Source organism: Ruminococcus flavefaciens, from assembly GCF_900143025.1.
GTDB lineage: Bacteria > Bacillota > Clostridia > Oscillospirales > Ruminococcaceae > Ruminococcus > Ruminococcus flavefaciens_I.
Genome location: NZ_FRCT01000009.1, coordinates 96,498 through 119,400 on the forward strand (window position 1 = coordinate 96,498; position 22,903 = coordinate 119,400).

22 protein-coding genes and 2 tRNA genes are annotated in these 22,903 nt (G+C 43.7%); 7 read left to right on the forward strand and 17 right to left on the reverse strand.

The genetic code is table 11. The annotated features are described in order from the left end of the window. Positions 1 to 48: 48 nt before the first annotated feature. From BUB28_RS10605 to pyrH, 9 genes are all read right to left on the reverse strand, one after another. A complete protein-coding gene (locus BUB28_RS10605) occupies positions 49 to 336 on the reverse strand; it encodes a hypothetical protein (protein WP_028516498.1) in 288 nt (95 codons plus the stop codon). A 37-nt stretch (positions 337 to 373) separates the two neighbouring features. Further along, entirely contained in the window at positions 374 to 1,411 is a 1,038-nt protein-coding gene (ispG, locus tag BUB28_RS10610; RefSeq protein ID WP_072951306.1) for a flavodoxin-dependent (E)-4-hydroxy-3-methylbut-2-enyl-diphosphate synthase, read from the reverse strand. A gap of 21 nt (positions 1,412 to 1,432) precedes the next feature. Further along, positions 1,433 to 2,347, reverse strand: a complete 915-nt coding sequence (locus BUB28_RS10615) for a ribonuclease Z (RefSeq protein WP_072951307.1) — start codon at positions 2,345 to 2,347, stop codon at positions 1,433 to 1,435. Next, positions 2,340 to 3,410, reverse strand: a complete 1,071-nt coding sequence (locus BUB28_RS10620) for a M50 family metallopeptidase (protein ID WP_072951309.1) — start codon at positions 3,408 to 3,410, stop codon at positions 2,340 to 2,342. The genes BUB28_RS10615 and BUB28_RS10620 overlap by 8 nt, the downstream gene beginning before the upstream one ends. 14 nt (positions 3,411 to 3,424) lie before the next feature. Then, positions 3,425 to 4,588, reverse strand: coding sequence for a 1-deoxy-D-xylulose-5-phosphate reductoisomerase (locus BUB28_RS10625; protein ID WP_072951311.1), 1,164 nt, complete (start codon positions 4,586 to 4,588; stop codon positions 3,425 to 3,427). Positions 4,589 to 4,692: 104 nt separating this feature from the next. Continuing rightward, positions 4,693 to 5,583 carry a phosphatidate cytidylyltransferase gene (locus tag BUB28_RS10630; protein WP_072951312.1) on the reverse strand — a complete coding sequence of 297 codons (891 nt, stop codon included), beginning with the start codon at positions 5,581 to 5,583 and terminating at the stop codon, positions 4,693 to 4,695. Then, on the reverse strand, positions 5,583 to 6,323 hold the full coding sequence (gene uppS / locus BUB28_RS10635; RefSeq protein ID WP_072951314.1) for a polyprenyl diphosphate synthase: 741 nt from the start codon (positions 6,321 to 6,323) through the stop codon (positions 5,583 to 5,585). The genes BUB28_RS10630 and uppS overlap by 1 nt, the downstream gene beginning before the upstream one ends. Positions 6,324 to 6,333: 10 nt before the next feature. Beyond that, positions 6,334 to 6,888: a ribosome recycling factor gene (frr, locus tag BUB28_RS10640; RefSeq protein WP_072951316.1), complete on the reverse strand. Its 555-nt coding sequence runs from the start codon at positions 6,886 to 6,888 to the stop codon at positions 6,334 to 6,336. Between the two features lie 36 nt (positions 6,889 to 6,924). Beyond that, positions 6,925 to 7,635 (reverse strand): UMP kinase, encoded by a 711-nt coding sequence (gene pyrH / locus BUB28_RS10645; RefSeq protein ID WP_072951318.1) that lies wholly within the window; start codon positions 7,633 to 7,635, stop codon positions 6,925 to 6,927. A gap of 278 nt (positions 7,636 to 7,913) precedes the next feature. Here pyrH and BUB28_RS10650 point away from each other — a divergent pair. The 3 genes from BUB28_RS10650 (at position 7,914) to BUB28_RS10660 (ending at position 9,321) form a co-directional block, all read left to right on the forward strand. Next, a tRNA-Ser gene (locus BUB28_RS10650) sits at positions 7,914 to 8,002 on the forward strand. Between the two features lie 35 nt (positions 8,003 to 8,037). After that, a tRNA-Ser gene (locus tag BUB28_RS10655) sits at positions 8,038 to 8,127 on the forward strand. Positions 8,128 to 8,367: 240 nt separating this feature from the next. After that, positions 8,368 to 9,321, forward strand: a complete 954-nt coding sequence (locus tag BUB28_RS10660; protein ID WP_072951320.1) for a glycoside hydrolase family 5 protein — start codon at positions 8,368 to 8,370, stop codon at positions 9,319 to 9,321. A 38-nt stretch (positions 9,322 to 9,359) separates the two neighbouring features. On the opposite strand, the gene BUB28_RS10665 is transcribed toward BUB28_RS10660, so the two are convergent. After that, the gene (locus tag BUB28_RS10665) at positions 9,360 to 11,321 is read right to left on the reverse strand and encodes a hypothetical protein (RefSeq protein WP_072951322.1); all 1,962 of its coding nucleotides are present in this window, start codon (positions 11,319 to 11,321) and stop codon (positions 9,360 to 9,362) included. A gap of 11 nt (positions 11,322 to 11,332) precedes the next feature. Next, on the reverse strand, positions 11,333 to 11,893 hold the full coding sequence (locus BUB28_RS10670) for an RNA polymerase sigma factor (protein ID WP_072951323.1): 561 nt from the start codon (positions 11,891 to 11,893) through the stop codon (positions 11,333 to 11,335). A gap of 234 nt (positions 11,894 to 12,127) precedes the next feature. Between BUB28_RS10670 and BUB28_RS10675 the strand changes: the two genes are divergently transcribed. Next, positions 12,128 to 12,763 (forward strand): glycerol-3-phosphate acyltransferase, encoded by a 636-nt coding sequence (locus tag BUB28_RS10675; RefSeq protein WP_072951325.1) that lies wholly within the window; start codon positions 12,128 to 12,130, stop codon positions 12,761 to 12,763. Between the two features lie 71 nt (positions 12,764 to 12,834). Further along, positions 12,835 to 14,196 carry an MATE family efflux transporter gene (locus BUB28_RS10680; RefSeq protein ID WP_072951327.1) on the forward strand — a complete coding sequence of 454 codons (1,362 nt, stop codon included), beginning with the start codon at positions 12,835 to 12,837 and terminating at the stop codon, positions 14,194 to 14,196. 72 nt (positions 14,197 to 14,268) lie between these two features. Here BUB28_RS10680 and BUB28_RS10685 read toward each other — a convergent pair whose 3' ends face one another. The 5 genes from BUB28_RS10685 to BUB28_RS10705 form a co-directional block, all read right to left on the reverse strand. Next, a complete protein-coding gene (locus BUB28_RS10685) occupies positions 14,269 to 14,886 on the reverse strand; it encodes a rubrerythrin family protein (RefSeq protein ID WP_072951328.1) in 618 nt (205 codons plus the stop codon). Between the two features lie 86 nt (positions 14,887 to 14,972). Continuing rightward, positions 14,973 to 15,194, reverse strand: coding sequence for a hypothetical protein (locus BUB28_RS10690; RefSeq protein ID WP_072951330.1), 222 nt, complete (start codon positions 15,192 to 15,194; stop codon positions 14,973 to 14,975). 117 nt (positions 15,195 to 15,311) lie between these two features. Beyond that, positions 15,312 to 17,060: an NADH-dependent [FeFe] hydrogenase, group A6 gene (locus tag BUB28_RS10695; RefSeq protein WP_072951332.1), complete on the reverse strand. Its 1,749-nt coding sequence runs from the start codon at positions 17,058 to 17,060 to the stop codon at positions 15,312 to 15,314. A gap of 14 nt (positions 17,061 to 17,074) precedes the next feature. Further along, positions 17,075 to 18,934, reverse strand: coding sequence for an NADH-quinone oxidoreductase subunit NuoF (locus tag BUB28_RS10700; RefSeq protein ID WP_072951378.1), 1,860 nt, complete (start codon positions 18,932 to 18,934; stop codon positions 17,075 to 17,077). Between the two features lie 70 nt (positions 18,935 to 19,004). Beyond that, the gene (locus BUB28_RS10705) at positions 19,005 to 19,499 is read right to left on the reverse strand and encodes an NADH-quinone oxidoreductase subunit NuoE family protein (RefSeq protein ID WP_019678580.1); all 495 of its coding nucleotides are present in this window, start codon (positions 19,497 to 19,499) and stop codon (positions 19,005 to 19,007) included. 607 nt (positions 19,500 to 20,106) lie between these two features. Here BUB28_RS10705 and BUB28_RS10710 point away from each other — a divergent pair. Together BUB28_RS10710 and BUB28_RS10715 are read left to right on the forward strand one after the other, a co-directional pair. Then, positions 20,107 to 20,283 (forward strand): DUF4250 domain-containing protein, encoded by a 177-nt coding sequence (locus BUB28_RS10710; protein WP_072951334.1) that lies wholly within the window; start codon positions 20,107 to 20,109, stop codon positions 20,281 to 20,283. 54 nt (positions 20,284 to 20,337) lie between these two features. Then, on the forward strand, positions 20,338 to 22,161 hold the full coding sequence (locus BUB28_RS10715; RefSeq protein ID WP_139277549.1) for a dockerin type I repeat-containing protein: 1,824 nt from the start codon (positions 20,338 to 20,340) through the stop codon (positions 22,159 to 22,161). A 162-nt stretch (positions 22,162 to 22,323) separates the two neighbouring features. On the opposite strand, the gene BUB28_RS10720 is transcribed toward BUB28_RS10715, so the two are convergent. Next, complete coding sequence (locus tag BUB28_RS10720; protein ID WP_072951337.1) at positions 22,324 to 22,893, reverse strand: manganese efflux pump MntP; 570 nt, start codon at positions 22,891 to 22,893, stop codon at positions 22,324 to 22,326. Between the last annotated feature and the right edge of the window lie 10 nt (positions 22,894 to 22,903).

Below are 22,903 nucleotides of genomic sequence, written 5' to 3' on the forward strand. Positions count from 1 at the left end.
TTTTAAATTCAACAGGGGGCGGATATCATCTGCCCCATAGTTATTACGTTACTCACTTTTGTTGAAAGCCTTTTTTAAACCTATAGCGATCACATTAACTACAGTGATCCCAACAACTAAAATGAAAATTTCAGCTGTATATCTAAGTAATTTATTACCAATAAGTTCTTCCAATCCTATGATATCTGTTACTATAAATCCTAAAACAAGTCCTAAAAAAGATAAAAAAGAGTCTTTCCAATCAAACTTATGGGGCTTTTTTATCTCTTCCTTCATGGTCTCATTTATCAGCTTTTTATTGTAGTATTCCTGTTCTTTTTCCTTTGTGTATTCCATGACTACTCCTCCGTTTAGCTGAGCAATTAAAAACTTATCAGAGCTTGTCTATCTCTGCAAGAAGCTCGGGAACTATATCCTCTTCACTTATCTTACGCTGAGTACCGTCCTTTTTGAATATGATAGCACAGCCGTCACCGCCTGCTATTCCCACATCGGCTTCACGGGCTTCTCCGGGACCGTTTACGATACAGCCCATAACTGCAACTGTTATATCCTTGTCCATATCCTTAACGGCTTCCTCCACCATTTTAGCTGCCTTGACAAGGTCGATACGGGTCCTTCCACAAGTAGGACATGAAACTATCCTTACTCCACCGCGCTTGCCGATACTTTTGAGGATATCCTTAGCGGCTGCTATCTCACGGATAGGATCATCGGTAAGGGATACACGGATAGTCTCACCTATGCCGTCGCAGAGGAGCGAACCTATACCGATAGCAGACTTGATAAGCCCCATGCGCTCCGTGCCTGCCTCCGTAACTCCGAGGTGGAGAGGATAGCTGCACGTCTGAGCAGCAAGCCTGTAGGAAGCTATCATCTTATTTACGTCTGAAGACTTTATGGAAATAACGATATCGTTAAAGTCGAAATGCTCCAGCATAGCTGCGTGCGTCATTGCGCTCTCAACAAGTGCCTCTGGAGTAGGAGAACCGTATTTCGCAAGTATCTCCTTTTCAAGTGAACCTGAGTTTACGCCTATGCGTATTGGGATATTTCTGCTGCGGCAGGCTTCTACTACAGCCTTTACCCTGTCCATTCCGCCGATATTTCCCGGATTTATACGTATCTTGTCAACACCTGCGGCTGCGGATTCAAGTGCAAGCTTGTAATCAAAATGTATATCAGCTACAAGAGGTATGCGCACAGCCTCCTTGATAGCAGGTATAAGCTTTACAGCCTCCATATTCGGAATGGCTGCACGAATTATCTCACAGCCTGCCTTTTCAAGCTCAACAGCCTGCTTTACACTGCCCTCGATATCGTCCGAGCGCATATTCAGCATTGACTGTATATATATATGTTTTCCGTCGAGGACGCAGTCCCCTACCTTTACAGGTCTGACATTTCTCATAGTATTCCTCCATAAGATAATTTACAATGTGATCTTTTCACCGTCAGCAGATATGACGGTATCAGGAAATATTTGTTCAAGCTCATCAGCATACAAGGAAGGCTCTTTTTCGGCAGGGCTATAATGTGTGAGCCATAGCCGCTTTACTCCTGCCTTTTTAGCTATATTGCAGGCGTCCTGCATGAGCATATGACGCTTTTCGTTCATGGACTCCTTCTTTTCGGAAAGTCCGTACATACCCTCACATACAAAAAGGTCTGAACCCTCTGCAAATCCGACTATCCCGTCTATGGGCAGTGTATCAGTAGTATATGTTATTTTCAGCGGCGGCTTCTTCTCACCTGTTACAACCTCGGGAGAAACATTTCTTCCGTCACTTAAAGTAACGCTTTCACCGCTGTGAAGCCTTTTCCAATACTCAATGGGAATATCGAGTTCCTTTGCCTTGTCGGGGAGAAATACAGGCTTTTTGTCCAGTATCAAACTATAGCCCATACAGCTTACTCTGTGAGAAAGTGGCAAAGTCCTTACCGTCAGCATAGGATCTATCATATCAGCAGTAAACTCATACGGTCTGTCCTCGGGAATACCGTGCAGACGCACCTCATAGGGCAGTCCGCCGCATATGCTAACAAGCTTTTCAAGTACGCCGATACAACTTATGGGAGCCGCAATATCAAGAGGGGCTGTACGTGAACAGTTGCCGACAGACAAAAGAAGTCCCGTAAGTCCCATAACATGATCCGCATGACAGTGAGTAAAGAGAATAAGCTCTATCTTGCTCATTTTCAAGCCGTGCTTCGCAACAGCTACCTGTGTGCCCTCGCCGCAGTCTATAAGCACAGCTTTTCCGTTATATTCAACATAAAGGCTGGTAAGAAAACGATCCTTCAACGGCAGCATTCCTCCTGTACCGAGAAGGCATACGTCAGCCATTTTTACCTCCCTTTATAAGGGTAACTATGTCGTTATATGTTGCAAATATCATAATACCGAAAAGGAGCACCATTCCTGCAAGGTGAACATATCCTTCGTGCTCGGGCTTGATAGGCTTGCGGCGTACAAGCTCGATGAAGCAGAAGAGAAGTCTGCCGCCGTCAAGTCCAGGGATAGGCAGAAGGTTGAAAATACCAACATTTATGGAGATCAGGGACATCATATAGAGAAGATTCATTATTCCGTCCTTTACGTTTTCAGACTCCTTTGCAGTCTTGTTGATAGTTGAAACTACGCCTACAGGTCCCGAGACCTCTTCCTTCTCAACTTCGCCAGAAACCAGCTGCTTCAGGGAAAGACCGATAATATGGGTCATGGACATAAATTGTCCGCCTGTGCCCTGAAGAACTGTAAGAGGATTTTTATTCTTGTATATTATCGCAAAATCCACGAATTTTCTATTGGCGTCCTTAACGCCGAATGATACATCATCAAGCTTTATTTTTTCGCCGTTTCGCTTTACTATTACTTCATGTCCTTCATGCTCATGCATATTGTAAAAAACATAGTTGAAGTCAAGAAAGCTGTATATATTCGTACCGTCGATAGAAACGATCTTATCGCCCTTTTCCAGACCTGTATCATAGCTTTCGGCATAATAGGTAGTGACGCCGTTTTCCTCTGTCCTTGAAAAATCCTTTACAGTTGTTGTAGGAACGCCGTCCATCATGCAAACATAGATCATGATAGCAACAAAACCCAGAACAAAGTTCATTCCGGCACCTGCAACAAGGACTACCATTCTTTTCCAGAGCTTTGCATTTCGGAAGCTTCGCGGATCGCTGTTGGTAGCGTCCTCACCCTCCATAGCACAGTAACCGCCCAGCGGAAGAAGTCTCAGGGAGTACTTTGTCTCGCCCTTCTGCTTCTGAAGCAGCTTAGGTCCCATACCCACCGAGAATTCCAGTACCTTTATACCGCTGAGCTTGGCACAAATAAAGTGTCCGAACTCATGCACGGTAACTATCAAGCCGAAAATAATAATTGCAATTACAATACCCATAGTATGTTCCTTTCTCAAACGAGAGCATTTTCAGCTGTAATACGCTCTCTTACAAATGCTCTTGCAGCCTTGTCTGCTGCCATGACATCTTCATAGCTTCTGATATCTGATATTGGGAAATTGTCAAGCACCGACGATACTATCTCGCCTATGTCTATGAATTTTATCTCATCATTGAGGAAAGCCCTTACAGCCTCCTCGTTTGCGGAATTTACAAGGCAGGGATAAGCTCCGCCTCTTTTTATTGCTTCAATCGCAGCCGAAAGACACTTGAAGGTGTCATAATCAGGCTTTTCAAAGGTGAGCTTTCCGTAATCTGTGAGTGAAAGCCTTCCTGTAGGGCAGGACATTCTGTCGGGATAAAGGAGAGCATACTGTATCGGTATTTTCATATCAGGGACGCCAAGCTGTGCAATAACGGAATAATCGTTGTACTCCACCGCAGAATGAACAACGCTCTGACGGTGAACAACTATCTCTATCTGCTCAGGAGTAAGGTCAAAAAGCCATTTTGCCTCGATGAATTCCAGTCCCTTGTTCATAAGTGTAGCAGAGTCGATAGTTATTTTATTGCCCATGTCCCAGTTAGGGTGATGAAGCGCCTGTGCCTTTGTGACCTTTTTCAGCTCGTCATAGCTTCTTCCAAAAAACGGTCCGCCTGAGGCTGTAAGTATTATCTTGCTCAGCTGTGAACGCTTATTTCCCTGTAGACACTGGAATATAGCGGAATGTTCACTGTCCACGGGATATATCCTAACTCCTCTGTCGGCAGCTGCCTTCATTACCAGCTCACCGCCTGCAACAAGGGTCTCCTTGTTGGCAAGAGCAAGGTCTTTTCCCGCATCTATAGCCGTAAGCGTAGGAAGAAGTCCGACCATGCCCACAACAGAATTGAGGACGATATCAGCCTCTTTCAGTGAAGCAAGTGTGCAAAGTCCTTCCATTCCCGAATACAGCTTTACGTCCATATCGGAAATACGGCTTTTAAGGTCGCTGTACTTAGCATCGTTATATATGCAGGCATACTGAGGGCGGAATTTCCTTATCTGCTGCTCAAGAGCCTCGATGCTGCTGTGAGCTGCAAGCGCTGCCACCTTTATGCCATGCTTTTCGCAGACCTCAAGGGACTGCGTACCTATGGAACCTGTAGAGCCAAGTATCGACACAGTTTTTTCCATTGTCTATTCCCCTTTTCACGGAAATATCTTCCCGTAAGATTTTATGATAAAATTCACTATAAAATGCGAAAGGGACTATTCGTGAATAGTCCGTTTCAGCAATATCACTGTACACCAAATAAGGTGATGAATACGTAAAATGTAGGCAGCACGAAAAGAACGCTGTCAAAGCGATCCATAAGTCCGCCGTGTCCAGGCATTATCTTGCCGTAGTCCTTAAAGCCTATCTGACGCTTTACCATTGATGCAGAAAGGTCTCCTACAGTACCTATAACAGCACATACCGCACCTGTTATGAAGGCAACTGCGGCTCTCTTTCCGGTAAAGCCGTAATAACAGGAAAATGCAACTGCATAAGCTATAGCAGTTGTAAGGATACCGCCCACAAGTCCCTCGATAGTTTTCTTTGGGCTTATCTCGGGGCAGAGCTTATGCTTGCCTATGGCAACACCTGTAAAGTATGCTCCCGTATCTGCTATCCATGCACCGCAGAGTCCCATAATGAGCAGGAAAAGTCCACTCTGTGAGTCATAACGCTCGATGCGGACCATAGTGCTCATAGCCTGTGGTACAAGTATCATTACCGCAAGTACGAAGAACACCTGCTCATAACGTATCTCCTTGTGCTTTTTCAGCCAAGTGATAAAAATAACAAAAGCCGCAGCAAGAACTATAACGAACTGAAATATGCGGTTCACTTCAGATACCGATGCAGAATAAAATTCAGCATCGCCCTGTATACCCGCAACAGTATAATCGTATATCACCTTATCTATACTTGTGAGATAATATATAAGCGGCACTGATACTCCTGCTGCTTCCGCTGCAAGAAGTATCGGCATACACTTGTGGAGCTTTACTGCACGCAGAAGCTCGAAGAGCATTACTGCGATAATTGCAGCAACTGCTATGGGCAGCACAATAGTATCATGAAAGAAAAGCACGATACCGATAAGAACAACGCCTACAGCTCCCGAAATTATACGTGTAAGCATCACACACCTCCGAAACGGCGGTGTCTGTTCCCGAATTCTATGAGAGCCTTGTCAAGCTCGGCAGGAGTAAAATCAGGCCAGAGAATGTCTGTGAAATAATACTCCGCATAGGCGCACTGCCAGATAAGATAATTTGAAAGTCTGTACTCGCCGCTGGGACGTATAACAAGGTCTACATCGGGTATTCCCTTTGTGTAAAGCTCATTTGCTACAGACTGCTCGCTGATATCCTCGGGACGTATCTCGCCGTTTACAGCCTTCTGTGCAAGTATCCTTGCAGCGTGAGCTATCTCGTCGCGTCCGCCGTAATTTACTGCCATCATCAGAGTCATCTCGTCATAATGAGCAGTATCCTCCTCCAGTTTTATCATCTTCTCCTGCAAGTCCTCGTCAAAGGCACTCTTGTCACCGAGAAAGACCATTCGTGTATTTTCGCTGAGGAAGTTTCTTACATCAACGATATAATCACGAAAAAGCTCCATGATAGTATTTACTTCATCGGAAGGACGCTGCCAGTTCTCTGTCGAAAAAGCATAGAAGCTGATGTTCTTCAGTCCGATGTCCTTGCAGTAGCGGACTATCTTCTTGAAGTTCTTCGCACCCTCACGATGACCGAAGGAACGGGGCAGACCACGCTTCTTAGCCCATCTGCCGTTTCCGTCCATGATAAAGCCTACGTGCTCGGGAAGCTTCTCGGGCAGCGTAAGCTCGGGTTTATCTTTTTTTCCGAATAATGCCATATTTCACCAATTAAACTGTCATGATCTCTTTTTCTTTGTCAGCGACCATTTTATCTACGTCAGCACACATCTTGTCTGTAAGATCCTGTACCTTCTTCTCGCAGTCCTTGAGATCGTCCTCAGTAATCTCTGAATTCTTCTTCATAGCCTTGTACTTTTCCATAGTATCACGTCTGATAGAGCGTACTGTTACCTTACACTCCTCACCGTACTTCTTGATGCTCTTGCAGAGCTCCTTACGGCGATCCTCAGTGAGCTGAGGGAAAGCAAGACGGATAACGTTGCCGTCGTTTACAGGCTGGATACCGATATCAGATGCCTGTATAGCCTTTTCGATAAGCTTCAGTGTTGACTTGTCCCATGGCTGGATAACGAGTATTCTTGCCTCTGATACAGATACTGCTGCCATCTGGTTTACAGGTGTAGCTGCTCCGTAGTAATCTACCATTACCTTATCGAGAACTCCCGGATTTGCTCTTCCTGCACGGATAGCTGCAAATTCATTTCCGAGAGCATTAAGGCTCTTGTTCATCTTTTCCTTAGCGAGATTAAGCTGTTCTTTCATTGTATAACATTCCTTTCAGTAATAAGTTGTCTTTAATCAGTTTTCGGATACAACTGTACCTATATTCTTGCCCATAACGGCATCATATATATTATCGGGACGGCTAAGATCAAATACCAGCATCTTCATATTGTAATCACGGCAGAGAGCAGCTGATGTACTGTCCATTACACCAAGCTCTTCTCCTATCACCTGTGAGAAAGTAAGGGTATCATATTTCTTTGCATCATCATACTTGTGAGGATCCTTATCATATACGCCGTCAACAAGTGTTGCCTTGAGAAGTATATCAGCCTCTATCTCAACAGAACGGAGAGCAGCTGCTGTATCGGTCGAGAAGAAGGGGTTGCCTGTTCCGCAGCCGAATATAACTATTCTGCCCTTATCAAGATGTCTTACAGCTCTGTTGCGGATATAGGGCTCTGCAATAGCTGCCATCTGGAGAGCTGTCTGTACTCTTACAACACAGCCGAGAGATTCCAGTACATCTGCAAGTGCAAGTGCATTCATAGTTGTTGCAAGCATTCCGATATGGTCTGCACGAGTCCTGTCCATAGCTCCGCTTGAACGTCCTCTCCAGAAATTACCGCCGCCTACTACAACTGCTACCTGAGCGCCTGCATCGCTGCACTTCTTGATGCTCTTACATATATCAGTAACTACATCATAATTAAGACCAGTCTTGTTGTCGCCTGCGAGAGCTTCGCCGCTGACCTTTAATAATACTCTTTTATACTTTGGTTCCATATAAGCACCTCACAAAAAATTATCTATAGTTTATTTTACACTAATTTCAATAATATGTAAAGTACATTTTCCGAAAAACCCGAAAAAATTACTATGAAATTGTAAAAAACACGGTTTTTATGCAGTAAAAACCGCAGCCAATATATGTCATTGTTAAATATCAACAAAAATGTCGAGAATTTATTGTAGCAACTTTTTGAGATTTTTTCTTGACAACTTCCCCTCATCGTGATATAATATAAAAGCTGGTTCAAGCGGCAACAACAAAACACAAAAATGGAGAGGTATCGAAGCGGTCATAACGAGGCGGTCTTGAAAACCGTTTGACTTAACGGTCACGTGGGTTCGAATCCCACCCTCTCCGCCAATTTTTTTATCAGCGATTTTCTCGCTCATCGGTTTGCGGATTTACCCAAGTGGTGAAGGGGCTCCCCTGCTAAGGGAGTAGGTCGGGAAACCGGCGCGAGAGTTCAAATCTCTCAATCCGCGCCACGCCTGCATTCTTTGAATGCAGGTTTTTTTATTTTTCCATTATATATTCTAATACATAAATATTTTTCACTGAAGCGATAATCTGTAAATCCCAACAAGATCGCTACAATATCCGCTATTCTCTTTGTTTGGTTATTACAAAAATCGCTGTATACATCATAAATTTATCATTTTTCACATAAAACAAGTATATTTTTCATACTCAATGTGCTATACTTGTTATACAGGAGGCGATGAGAGATGAAAAATATAAACGGCTTTTACAAAGGTATCAATTTCGGCGGCTGGCTTTCACAGTGCAGCTATGAGAAAAAACACCTCGACACCTTCATCAAGGAAAATGACTTCAATGTGATCGCAGCATGGGGAGCTGACCATGTACGCGTTCCTTTTGACTATAATATAATCGAAAACAACGACGGCACATACAGCGACGAGGGCTTCGGCTATCTCGATAAGGCTGTTGAATTCGCTAAAAAATACGATCTTAACATAATTCTTGATCTTCATAAGACCGCAGGTTTTTCATTTGATTACTACGGCGAGAACGAAAGCGGATTTTTTGACAACCCGGAATATCAGGAGCGTTTCTACCGTCTCTGGGAAGAGGTGGCAAGACGTTACGGCTCACTGAGTTCTTATGTTGCATTTGAGCTTCTCAACGAGGTAACAGATGCAAGCTTCATTGATAAATGGAACAGGATAGTCAAGGAATGTATCGGCAGGATAAGAAAGATCACTCCAGATACCCTTATCCTTGTAGGAAGCTATCACAACAACAGCGCAGATACAGTTCAGTTCCTTGACGCACCTTACGACGACAAGATCGTCTACAATATGCACTGCTACGAGCCTCTTAAATTCACTCATCAGGGTGCTTACTGGACCGATGCTATTGTTAAGGAAGAGCGTATGTCTTTTGAGGAAAGCGTGACCTCCGAGGAGTACTTCGAGCAGCTTTTCTCCACTGCTATCGCCAAGGCTGAGGAATTTGGCGCAGGTCTTTACTGCGGCGAATACGGCTGTATTGATGTGGTTTCTCCTGAGGATACCATAAAATGGTACAAAACTATCAATGCAGTATTTGAAAAGCACGGCATCGGCAGAGCTGCCTGGAATTACAAGGCTATGGACTTCGGTCTTGCAGATGCAAGACTTGACAGTGTAAGAAACGAACTTCTAAAATATATATAAAAGAGTTATCCCCTTTGCATAATGCAAAGGGGATTTTTTTAATCTTCTACCATTTCATTTTGATAGTTTTCATTTGAAGTATCTGTATAACCTGTTATATCATACTCTCTTTTCTGAATTGGTTCATTGAGCTTTAATTCTGTTATCTCAAATTCATCTACTGCACCGTCACTGTCTTCATATATTTCCTTGCCCTTTAATAATATTCCCGTTCTTATATCGAGCCATAACTCTGTATTTGTGCTTCCCAATTCACACTTCTTGAAAATGTGTACGCAGTCACGGTCAAGTATTTTTTCAATACCGTCAATTTCCCATTCATCAAAATTAGCAAGAAGAGTATATGAAAACTGATGTGAACACAATATTGCAGACGAATCTACGAATTCCAGAGCAGGCGTTGTATAACCATCTTCATAATCATCACTAAAAATTACTCTGTAATTATCGGGTAAATAGGAATCCATCATCAATAATTCTTCATCAGTAAGTTCACGCTTGAAATACCTCTTATACTGCTGTGATATACTTACATAATCCTTATTATCATAGATTTCCAATCTTTCAGAATAATGGTCATGATAATATCCGCTTTCTTCTAAATATGAATAGTAATTCCTGTTATCAACAACAGTTTCGCCCTCATAGCGATTTTCAGGATAATTAACCAGATAAACATATTTAGTCTCTGCTGTATCAAAGTATCTGCTGCTGTTAATCATGATATGATACAGAAAGCTCTTGTTTTCAAGTGTATTGAGTTCATCGCTGTTCTTAGCCGCAAGTATCTGATCCACGTACTTATCAACATCAACCTTTTTGAATTTATAAACGCCTTCTTTCTTTGCGTTGTTGATTTTATCGTAGTATTCATCAAGCTCTTTGTCAGAATGAAGTACTATCATTTCATGAAGCTGAAGCTCTGCAAACTCGCTGTCATCATCAGCTTCCTTAATAAGCTTTGGATCGAATGTGTTCGGGGATACCTGTCTTGCACACACTGTACCCTCGCTGTCCTTTTCACATATATCCCAGCTGCCTATTTTCCATGCTGCGCCGTTTTCGTCATCTTCTTTTACAAAATCAAGGTTTATCTGAATTAATCTGTCATCGCTCTTTTTGTATACGCGCTCGCACTTGATAACATCATTGCCGTAACCGAACACGCTCGTTCTCTCGCCTTCCTCATTCTCGTCATAAAACTCAGAGCTTATAAGCTCATACCTGCTGAATTCAGTCAGACAGAAGCTATGCTCCTCCGATGCTATATCGCGGCTGTAGAATTTATCATTGTACATAATGAAGTACGCGCCAATATGTCTGCTGAATTCTGAATTTTCCTCATCAGCGTCTGCACCCATAAAATCATCAATAATTCTTTCGGAATACAGTTCACCGACAAGAAAGCTCTTACAGAAAGCCCTCATTTCTTCAACACTGTCCAGTTCTTCATCTGTTACCCTGCAATAATTCAAATCAATTTTTTCCCTTGACTGATCACTGTCTAAACCTTCCGCTATTACCATAGAACCTTTAAAGTTATCAGCTGTATCGACTCCTCTGCCATAATGGAAGCCTTCAAGCCTCTCAAGCTTACTGAGCATTTCATCTGCCATAGCGTTCAGCTCGTCTATAAGTCCCTGCGGCACTCCCGGCTCTATCTCAGTAGTTTCAGTCGAACCTGCTCCGAACTCGGCTGAATTTCTGTTTTTCATAAATGCATATCCGCCGACTCCGCCTGCAACGATAACAAGTGCAGCAGCCGCACTGAGTATACGGTAAAGCTTAGGACGCTTATATACCTCAACACCCTCAGCCTGCTTTATATAGCCGTCCTTCTCAGACTCTTCAACACCCTTTGACTTTTCTTTATTATACTTTCTTTTGCATATGTCATATATCTTTTCTTTTTCTTGCTGTCCTGCCGCAGGATAATTCTCTACAATTTCCTCGATATCACTTTCATCTCTGCTGAACAGGATATCCAATTCGTCTTTCATTGGCTCTCCTCCTATCTGCTTACGCCTGCTTTTTCAAGCAAGCCGCGAAGCTTCTTCATTGCCCTGCTGCACCTTGCCCGCACTACATCTGCCGAAATCGCTACTATTTCCGATATTTCCCTTGAGTTTCTGCCATAATAGTATTTCTGAATGATTATAGTGCTGTCAGGCTCGCCAAGCTCCTTGACCTTGCTGTAAAGTATCTGCCTGAGCTCTGACATTTCAGATACAGCGACAACATCATCATCGGAGCGAAGCTCCTCTTCACATTCTTCTATGGAAATATTTCCGCTGTGCCTTACAAGTCTCCTGTATGTATCTACAGCCTTGCACCGCGCAATTGATGCTGCAAAGGCTTTCATATTGCCTTCTATAGTTTCCTGTTTATCAAAATACAGAAAACACTCTGCAAACACATCACCCACACATTCGTCTATATCCTCTATGCTTCCGCAGTTTTTCAGATACGAAAAGACGATAGTATATATATAGTTGAAGTATTTGTCATAGAAAGCTCTCTGTCCCCTGTCGGGGTCTGACTTCAGCAACTGCCGCAGTTCGTTTTCATTCATTATTATCATCTCTTTTCTCAATGCGCATTGTTTATTTCCCCTTTCATATACTCTAATCGTATATTTTCTTCAAACCGAAACAACTTTTTCATATTTTTTTATGCATAACTCAAATTTCTTTAAGGGTATTTACTTTTTCGTGAAAATATGGTAATATTATATTGAATAAGGAATGTTAGATATTTTTTTAACAAGGGATTTTTATACTACAGCATTCAATTGGGGGGATCATTTATGCAGGTAATGCTCTGCGCTCTGATCGGTTACTTTGTCGGTAACATCAATCCCGCATTCATTCTTTCAAAGCTTAAGGGCTTTGACATTCGTCAAAGAGGCTCGGGAAATGCGGGGGCATCAAATACTGTTATCACCATAGGTAAAAAAGCAGGTCTGTTTGTGGCTCTTTTCGATATCGCAAAGGCTGTGGCAGCTTCTCTTATCGCCTATTATCTCTTTCCCGAGATAAAGTTCGCTAAGATACTGTCAGGCTCATGCTGTATCCTCGGACACATTTTCCCGATTTTAATGAAGTTCCACGGCGGAAAGGGCTTGGCTTCACTGGGAGGAACTATCCTTGCCTTCAATCCTATCCTGTTTATCACCATGCTGATGTTCGAGATATTTCTCGGCTTCTCACTGGACTATGTATGCGTAGTCCCAATAACAGGCTCTGTCATCTTTACTCTTGCCTATGCTCTTATGACGGGCGATCCAATAGGTACTTCGATACTGTCAGTCGTATCACTTATCATACTATTCAAGCACATTGAAAACTTCAAAAGGATCCAGAACGGTACGGAAGCACATATAAGCTTTCTGTGGAAAAAAGATCAGGAGATCGCAAGAATAAGAAAGAACACCAATGATTAAAAAGTCCCTTCGGGGGCTTTTTTGCGCCGTTTTTTCAAATCGCCGCTGTCTGCGGCAGTTAGGAGTTTTTTATGAAAAGCAAATCCTCTGATATGTGTGAGGGTCCTCTGATAAGCAGGGTAATACTTTACACTATCCCAATAATACTGACAGGTATACTACAGCTTTTATTCAACGCAGCCGATCTCGTTGTGGTAGGACGCTGCTGCGGAAGCAACTCTGTAGGTGCGGTAGGTGCTACGGGTGCTATGATAAACCTTATGGTAAACCTGTTCATAGGTCTTTCCGTAGGCGCAGGCGTAACAGTTGCCCACGGTATAGGCTCGGGCAGAAGCGAAGATGTCCGCAGGACTGTACATACTGCCGTCCCCACTGCCATTATAAGCGGAGCTATACTTACCGTCATAGGCGTACTTTTTTCCGAGACATTCCTCCGCATGATGAATACTCCGCCCGAACAGCTTCACCTTGCTGCTTCATATATGAGGATATATTTCTGCGGAACCACAGCAAGTATGCTTTATAATTTCGGTTCTGCAATCCTCAGAGCCGCAGGAGATACAAAAAGTCCGCTTTATTTTCTTACAGCCGCAGGAGTCCTCAATGTAATCCTTAACCTTATATTCGTTATTGCTTTCAGAATGGACGTTGCAGGCGTAGCTCTTGCAACCACCGTCTCACAGGTGGTTTCTGCCGCACTTATAATACGCGCACTTATGAAGCGTGACGATGCCTGCAAGCTTGAACTAAAAAAAATACACATATACGGAAGGCAGCTGAAAAGAATACTTCAGATAGGCTTCCCTGCCGGAATACAGTCCTCACTTTTTGCAATATCCAATGTTATCATACAGTCCTCGATAAATTCTTTCGGCTCTGTTGTTACTTCGGGAAATGCTGCTGCACAGAATATAGAGGGCTTCGTATACACCTCAATGAACTCCTACAGCCAGACTGCTCTTAACTTTACGGGACAGAATTACGGGGCAGGAAAGCTTGACAGGATTCGCAAGATAATGTGGGTATGCCTTATCTCCGTTTTCGTTACAGGTCTTGCACTGGGGCTCACAGCCCTCTTCTTCGGAAGGTCGCTTCTTTCAATATATATTACCGACTCTGAAAAAGCAATAGATTACGGTATTATACGTATGACTTATATAATGATACCCTATTTCCTTTGCGGACTTATGGACGTTGCCACAGGTCTTATAAGAGGTCTTGGACGTTCTGTGCTCCCTATGCTCATAACGATCGCAGGCGTTGTTGGAATGCGTCTTGGCTGGATATATATAGTTTTCAGGATACCCGAGTATCACACACTGAAAAGCCTGTATCTATCATACCTCATATCATGGGCAATGACCTTTGCCGCAGAGATCATAGTGTTCATCGTAATTATGCGAAAAATAAAAAAACAGCGCATGAAACAGTAATATAATAATACAGCCCGAAAGCAATGTGTATGAACTGCTTTCGGGCTTAATTTTTTGTACGGTTTACAAAAATTATTTGCCTGAGATATCACATGACGTAAAAGCCGCTTCCGTTTCACGTATGAAATACCCCTGCTGTACATTGCACACAGGACAATCCTTAGGCGGCTCTGTACCTGTGTGGATATGTCCGCAATTAAGGCATATCCACCGCTGCTGTGTATCATCGCTGCGGAAAAGCCTGTCCTCACGGTAAAGCCTTGCATAGTAAGCAAAACGCGCTCTGTGGCTGTCCTCGATATCGGCGATCATTCTGAACTTAGATGCTGCATCGGTAAAGCCCTCATCTGCGGCAATACGCGCAAAATCAGGATATACTACCGAAAACTCCTTTTCCTCCTCTTTGCCTGATGCATCAAGGAGCTGCTGCACCTCATCGAAAACATCTGCGGGAAAGCCTGCATTGATATCAATGCTCTGCCCTGCTGCTTCCTTCATAAGCTTCCAGAACACCATTGCATGGCGTTCCTCCTGCTCGGCAGTAAAGCGGAACATTCTTTCAAGGCCCACAAGCTTCTGCTGCTGAGCCTTCAATGCCGCCTGATAATACCTCTGTCGGGACTGACACTCGCCTGCAAAGGCTCGCATAAGATTTACCCTGGTCTGACTGTCGTTAAAATTCGTCTGCATTACAATTACCTCCTTTTGGAAGTATTATGCTCATGCAGCAGCAATTTTATGCACAAGGCAGAAAAATATGCTATGTATCAGCCTTTTCAGTCACCGAGGATAGTATAACGGTATTTCATAATATTCTCAGGATCCTTCAGACGAAGGTTCTGAATGTGTCCGCACTGCGGACAAGCATCACAGATCACCTGGCTTCTTTTGGGCTTCAATTTTTTCTCCTCGCCCTCAGGATAAAACTGAACAGCGTATGGAGTAGTCAATATTCCTGTTACCACTTTAGCGGCACAGTATTCACACACCTTATCCATGTACTTCCCCCCATTTATTTAGTATACCTAATTATAACACTTTATTCGATTTATGTCAATAAAACGGCGATAAAAAGAGCGGACATAAAGTCCGCTCTCAATGAATTCAGCTATTCATTATATTTCGTTAACTTTTCTCTTTACATATGATGTATGGAGAACCTCATGTGCCTTGTGGCTGCCCGGCTTCTCGAAGAATTCTTCATAAACCTTCTTGATAGCAGGGTTCTCATGAGACTGACGGAGAGGCATTGACTTGTCAAGGTTGTAGAGAACCTTAGCTCTCTCTTCTCTGATGTCAACAAAGTTTCTAACGCCCATAGGAACCTGTGGCTGACCGCCGCCGTTTACACAACCGCCGGGACATGCCATGATCTCGATGAACTGAGCCTTGCAGCTGCCGTCTCTGATGCTGTCAAGTACCTTTCTTGCATTAGCAAGACCGCTTGTAACGATAACGTTTACATCTGTACCTGCAACGTTGTATGTTGCTTCCTTGATATCCTTAGTACCACGAACCTCAGGGAGATCTGTTACGTTCTCGCCTGTAAGCTTGTATACAGCTGTTCTGAGAGCAGCCTCCATAACACCGCCTGTAGCACCGAAGATAACAGCAGCACCTGTTGAGATACCGAGCGGATCATCGAACTTCTCCTCAGGAAGTGAGTTGAAGAGGATACCTGCACGCTCGATCATTCTGCCGAGCTCACGGGTTGTAAGAGCATAGTCAACATCAGGAACGCCTGCTGCGCTCTGATCTGGTCTGCCGATCTCGAACTTCTTAGCAGTACATGGCATGATAGATACCATAACGATATTCTTAGGATCAATACCCATCTTCTGAGCCCAGTATGTCTTAGCAGTTGCACCGAACATCTGCTGTGGTGACTTACAGGTTGAAAGGTGATCGAGAAGATCAGGATAGTAGTGCTCACAGAACTTGATCCAGCCTGGTGAGCATGATGTGATAAGAGGAAGTGTTCCGCCGTTTGAGAAACGATCGAGGAACTCGTTAGCTTCTTCCATGATAGTAAGGTCAGCAGAGAAGTCTGTATCGAATACCTTATCGAAACCGAGTCTTCTGAGAGCTGCCACCATCTTGCCCTCTACGTTTGTGCCGATAGCATTGCCGAAGCACTCACCGAGACCGGCACGTACAGCAGGAGCTGTCTGAACGAGAACTGTCTTCTCAGGATCAGCGATAGCTGCCATAACTTCCTTAGTGTAGTCCTTTTCTGAGAGTGCGCCAACAGGACATACTGCGATACACTGACCACATGATACACAGCTTGTTTCGCCGAGACCCATGTCGAATGCAGAACCGATATATGTCTTGAATCCACGCTCGTTTGCGCCGATAACGCCGATGCCCTGTGTCTTTGCACATACAGCTACGCAGCGGCGGCAAAGGATACATTTATTGTTATCACGGTACATATGAGGAGCAGAATTGTCTACCTCGTACTCGTTCTTAACTCCGTCGTAAACTGTAGCGTCCTCAACGCCGTAATCCTTGGCAAGCTTCTGAAGCTCGCAGTTACCGCTTCTTACGCATGAGAGACACTTTCTGTCATGTGTTGAAAGGATAAGCTCAAGAGTTTTCTTTCTTGCAGCGATAACCTTTGGTGAGCTTGTGAGTATCTCCATATTGTTTGAACATGGATATACGCAGCCTGCTACAAGACGGAAGCCTCTGCCCTCGTTAACCTCTGTAACGCAGATACGGCAGGCACCGATCTCGTTGATCTCCTTCATATAGCAAAGTGTAGGAATTTCAAATCCAGCCATGTGAGCAGCTTCAAGAACAGTAGTGCCCTTGGGGACTTCTAATTCAACACCGTTGATTTTAACTGTAATATTTTCCATTACTAATCCTCCGCTTACTTCTTGATGATTGCCTTGAACTTACATGTAGCGATACAAGCTCCGCACTTTACGCACTTAGTCTTGTCGATCTCCATTGCAGCAAGCTTCTTGCCCGGTGCGATGTAATCTGTTCTTGTGATAGCGGAAGCAGGACACTGCTTAGCACACATACCACAGCCGATACACTTGTCCTTTTCGATCTCAAAGCTGAGGAGGTCCTTACATACGCCTGCAGGACACTTCTTGTCAACAACGTGAGCGATATACTCGTCACGGAAGCATCTGAGTGTAGAGAGAACAGGGTTAGGAGCTGTCTGACCGAGTCCGCAGAGAGAGTTAGCCTTGATGTGGTAAGCGAGCTCTTCGAGCTTGTCGAGATCCTCAAGAGTTCCCTTGCCCTTTGTGATCTTGTCAAGGATCTCCCACATTCTCTTAGTACCGATACGGCATGGTGTACACTTACCGCAAGACTCATCAACAGTGAATTCGAGGAAGAACTTAGCGATATCAACCATACAGTTATCCTCGTCCATAACGATAAGTCCGCCTGAACCCATCATTGAACCGATACCGATGAGGTTATCGTAGTCGATCGGGATATCGAAGTTTGAAGGATCGATACATCCGCCTGAAGGACCACCTGTCTGAGCAGCCTTGAACTTCTTGCCGTTCGGGATACCGCCGCCGATCTCTTCGATTACTTCACGGAGAGTTGTTCCCATAGGAACCTCAACGAGACCTGTGTTCTTGATCTTACCGCCGAGGGCGAATACCTTAGTACCCTTTGACTTCTCTGTACCCATTGATGCGAACCAGTCTGCACCATTGAGAATGATCTGTGGGATATTAGCATATGTCTCAACATTGTTGAGGATAGTTGGCTTCTGGAAAAGACCTTTTTCTGCTGGGAAAGGAGGTCTTGGACGAGGCTCACCGCGGTTACCTTCGATAGATGTCATAAGAGCAGTTTCCTCACCGCAAACGAACGCACCTGCACCAAGACGGAGGTCGATGTCGAAGCAGAAATCTGTACCGAAGATGTTCTTGCCGAGCATACCTGCTTCACGAGCCTGCTTGATAGCGATGTTAAGACGCTCAACAGCGATAGGATACTCTGCACGAACGTAGATGTAACCCTGTGAAGCACCGATAGCATAACCTGCGATAGTCATAGCTTCGAGAACAACGTGTGGGTCACCCTCGAGAACTGAACGGTCCATGAATGCACCCGGGTCGCCCTCGTAGGCGTTACAGCAAACGTACTTCTGATCTGCGTTAGGAACGATATTTCTTGCCAGCTTCCACTTCATACCTGTTGGGAATCCGCCGCCTCCGCGTCCACGGAGACCGGAATCGAGGATAGTCTGGATAACGTCCTCAGGAGTCATAGTTGTGAGGACCTTACCGAGAGCCTCATAACCGTCACGTCCTATGTATTCGTTGATATTCTCAGGATTGATAACACCGCAGTTTCTGAGAGCTACACGGTGCTGCTTTTTATAGAATGATGTATCGTCAAGTGACTTGATCTCGTCGCCTGCAACTGTTTCCTCATAGAGGAATTCCTTAACAGGGTTGCCGCCGATGAGGTGCTCATCAACGATACGTGAGATCTCCTCTACCTTAACGCGTGAGTAGAATGATCCCTCAGGATATACGATCATGATAGGACCGCGCTCACAAAGACCGAAGCATCCTGTCTTAACGATCTGTACTTTATCTGTAAGTCCCTTGTCTGCAAACTGCTTCTCAAGCTCCTCAATGATCTTTGGTGAGCCTGAAGATGTACAGCCTGTACCGCCGCAGACAAGAACGTGTCTTTCATATTTTGAAGAAGCATTGCCATGTGTTCTGAGAGCAACTTCGCCCTTCATGCTGTCTCTGACAACCTTGAGTTCTTCAAGAGTTTTCATAAGTTAACCTCCTAAATGGTAATGTTTGGAATTAAGCGTATTTTTCGATGATCTTGTCAACGTCATCAACAGTGAGACGTCCGTAAACGTCCTCGTTGACAGTAAGTACAGGTGCAAGTCCGCAAGCACCGATGCAGCGGCAAGCGTCAAGTGAGAACTTACCGTCGGGAGTACATTCGCCTCCGCCTATTCCAAGCTTTTCCTGGAGCTTATTGTAGATATCTCCGGAACCCTTTACATAGCAAGCTGTACCAAGACAGACAGAAATTGTGTATTCACCCTTTGGATAAAGAGAGAACTGAGCATAGAAGGTAACAACACCGTATATCTTTTCGAGAGGGATACCTGTATTGTCGGAAATAATTGCCTGAACCTCGATCGGAAGGTAGCCGTAGATCTCCTGAGCCTTCTGAAGGATCGGCATAAGAGAACCCTTATCGTTCTTCTTTTCTTCGATCACCTTGAGGAGCTCAGCCTCCTGCTCGGGAGTACCCTTAAAGGGAACAGTTGATTTAGCTGAATTCATTAAATGGACCTCCTTAGTATTAGCTGTGAAAAATGTAACAATGTCACACATAAAGAATATGAGATGACAGAATAACACCTCACATATCTTGTCTATTATAACATATATAAAAGCAAATTTCTATCTCCATTTTAGCCTAATTCGTTCCAAGATTACTGTGTATTTTGCACAATAATGCATAAGTGCCGATTTACCGCATTTCGCAACATTTACAACTGTCAAGGCTCTGAGCATACGAATAGGCTTAGTTATACAACATCGCCGCATATTGTTTTGTCAAGTTTTTAATGTATTTTTAATTTGTTTAAAAAGTTTCTTGTTATTTATTGTTGTTGACTCCACTCTTTTGCCTTATCACCGTTATAGACTGTGCAATTTTTGTTATGTTTTCATGTTTCTCTTTTATTATATCTCATAATACTTATTCACGTAAAATTCACATTTTATATTTTTGAATATTTATTGACAAACCCCCTTTATTATTGTATATTATTTTTATAACATACACATAATCGGCGGAACAACGCTGTTTCCGTAAAGTCCAGAGAATGTCCTGCACTGCATTCCCGAGGATACCGCCGCCGAAAAGGCAAAGGAGCTTTTATTTATGAGTTTACCGAACGACCCCGTGATCTTACTTAGCTATATAAATACTCTTCTTCGTGATGAGTACCCGACATTTGAGGAACTCTGCAAGAGTCTCTGCACCTCAGAGGAGGATATCCGTTCAAAACTGAACAGGATCGGTTATGTCTATGATCCAAATACTAATTCATTCAGATAATATCCGCTGACAGCGGATACAGAGCGATGCTTCTGCATCGGATGGGAGGGCATTATGAAACAATTATTGAAATCATTATCGGCATTGACCGCCTCAGCGGCGATTACTGTATGCTCGATGACATCAGGTCTGACATACGTAGTCGGAGCAGATGAAAAAACCTGCACAGTACACTATGACCTCAGCGAAGAGGGCGTTTCCATACCCGCAGACGAGGAAGGAAATGTACCCGAGCTGAAAGACATCACCGTATCTGCCAATTCAAGCATTCAGCTGACAGATATAATCCCCGAAAGAGAGGGATATTCCTTCTCAGGCTGGACAGCAGACAATATTCGGGGCTATGAATCTCTTGACATATTCCGCGTTCTTGACGAAGATGTTACCCTAAAGCCTGTATGGGTAGAAAAAAACGACAAGGAATTCCACACTGTTCACTACAAGGTCATTATTGACGGCGTAGAAGATGAGGACGCAAAGCTGAGAGTCCCCGATAAAAAACTCATTACAGGACGAATCTTCAAGATATCGCTTGAGGTTTTCACTAACCCCGGCTACAAGCAGAGAGGCTGGACTGACGGCGTCAACGAATTTCTCCCCGAAACAAAGCTTATCGTCCACGATGAGGATATAACGCTTTATCCGAATTACAAAAAATTGTACAACCTTATTTATACTGTTGGCGATGCTGACAGAATAAACGGTGTCTCAAGTCTTGAATTTGAAATTGCCGAGGGCGACTCCACAAATATCCAGAGCACATCAAGATTTTCAAGAAACGGCTTCAAAACTTCAAAATGGCACTGCGAAACAGACGGCAAGGATTATAACGGCGATGCTTATTTTGAAATGCCGGGCAGCGATGTTATTATGACTCCTGTATGGGAACCTATCAGATATGTCGTTGTATTCAAGCAGAATTCAAATTCTTCCGATAATATCAAAGTAAGCGGCTATACAGATACCGCTATCATTGCTCCTGAATGTAAAATCACAAAGGAAAATGAAAAGTTCTCCGGCTGGCAGCGCGGCGACCTTATCATACAGCCGGGCGAAGAGTACGTTATCCCGGGCGCAGAGCCGGGCATGGGTATCGCATTCACTGCTTTATGGTCTCCCGATAACGGCGGAGAAACAACAACTACCACATCATCAGCAACCACTTCCGTTACTTCAACAACAACAACAACAACAACAACTGTAACATCTAAAGCTTCTACATCTTCCAGCACAACGACCTCAGCAACTACAACTGCTACGTCAACAACATCTGTTCCCACAACTACCGTTTCAACAGAGTATGCTCCATACTCACACGTTGTAAATGTGTACGACAAAGAAACCAAAGAGCGCATCAATGATGCAACTTTACTTGGAAGCTGGTATATCTCCTACATCATCAACGGAGTAGAAACTTTTACAGCTCCACTTGAGAGAATGGATCTTTCCGAGAAAAATCCTGTTGTCCTAAGCTACAATAAGTATAAGGACGCTAAAACCTGTAGATTTTCTATCAGTGGTGTATCTCATGACTCACCATATATCTTCAGCGAAGATGATTACACAGTCAAAACAGATGAAACAAACCACATAACATATCACAATGTATACCTTACAAAGCGCGAGCTTACCTACGGCGACGCAAACTGCGACGGTACGATAGATATGTCCGATGTAGTTCTCATCATGCAGGCACTTGCAAACCCTAACAAGTACGATGTAAACGGCAGCGACTTAAACTGCATTACAGCATTAGGCAGAAAGAATGCAGATGTATGGAACACAGGCGACGGCGTTACAACTCAGGACGCACTTCATATCCAGAAGTACCTCCTCGGTCTTTGCGATATAACCGCAAAAGTAGAGATGGTTGAATAAAAAGCCTATATAAGAATTCAGCCCCGAAGAAAAAAATCTTCGGGGCTTTTCTTGTAAATTGTCACAAAAACGCTTATTCAGTTTTGGTAATAAAAGAGAATATAAAAAATTTTTTTTGATAATCAATGGTTTTCCGTTGAATTTTGGCTTTTTTGTGCCCTATTACAGAACACCCAGTCCTTCAAGGAGAAGCTTTACGCCGATAAGGATAAGTATAACTCCGCCCGCTATCTCAGCACCCTTTTCGTACTTGCTTCCGAACTTGTGTCCGATGAAAATTCCTGCAAGAGAAAGTACAAATGTGATAACGCCTATCATAGTAACTGAGAAGAAAAGATTTGTCTTTTCTGCCGCAAAAACTATACCGACTGCAAGAGCATCTATACTTGTTGCTATAGCCAGCATAAATAGTTCTTTCAGATCAAGCCTGTACTCCTTACCACATTCTTCCTCATCATCGCCCTTTATGGCTTCAATTATCATTTTTCCGCCGATAAAAGCAAGAAGTCCGAAGGATACCCAATGGCTGAAAGAGCTTATGACTTTAGAAAAGCGTAATCCTAGAAAATAACCTATGGCAGGCATTGCCGCCTGAAAAAAGCCAAAAAAGAAAGCTGTTATTACTCCGCCCTTCAGGTCGAGCTTTTTCATGCTGAGTCCCTTACAGACCGATACCGCAAAAGCGTCCATTGCAAGTCCTACAGAGATCAAAAGCAGTTCTGTTAATGTCATAAAAAACGTC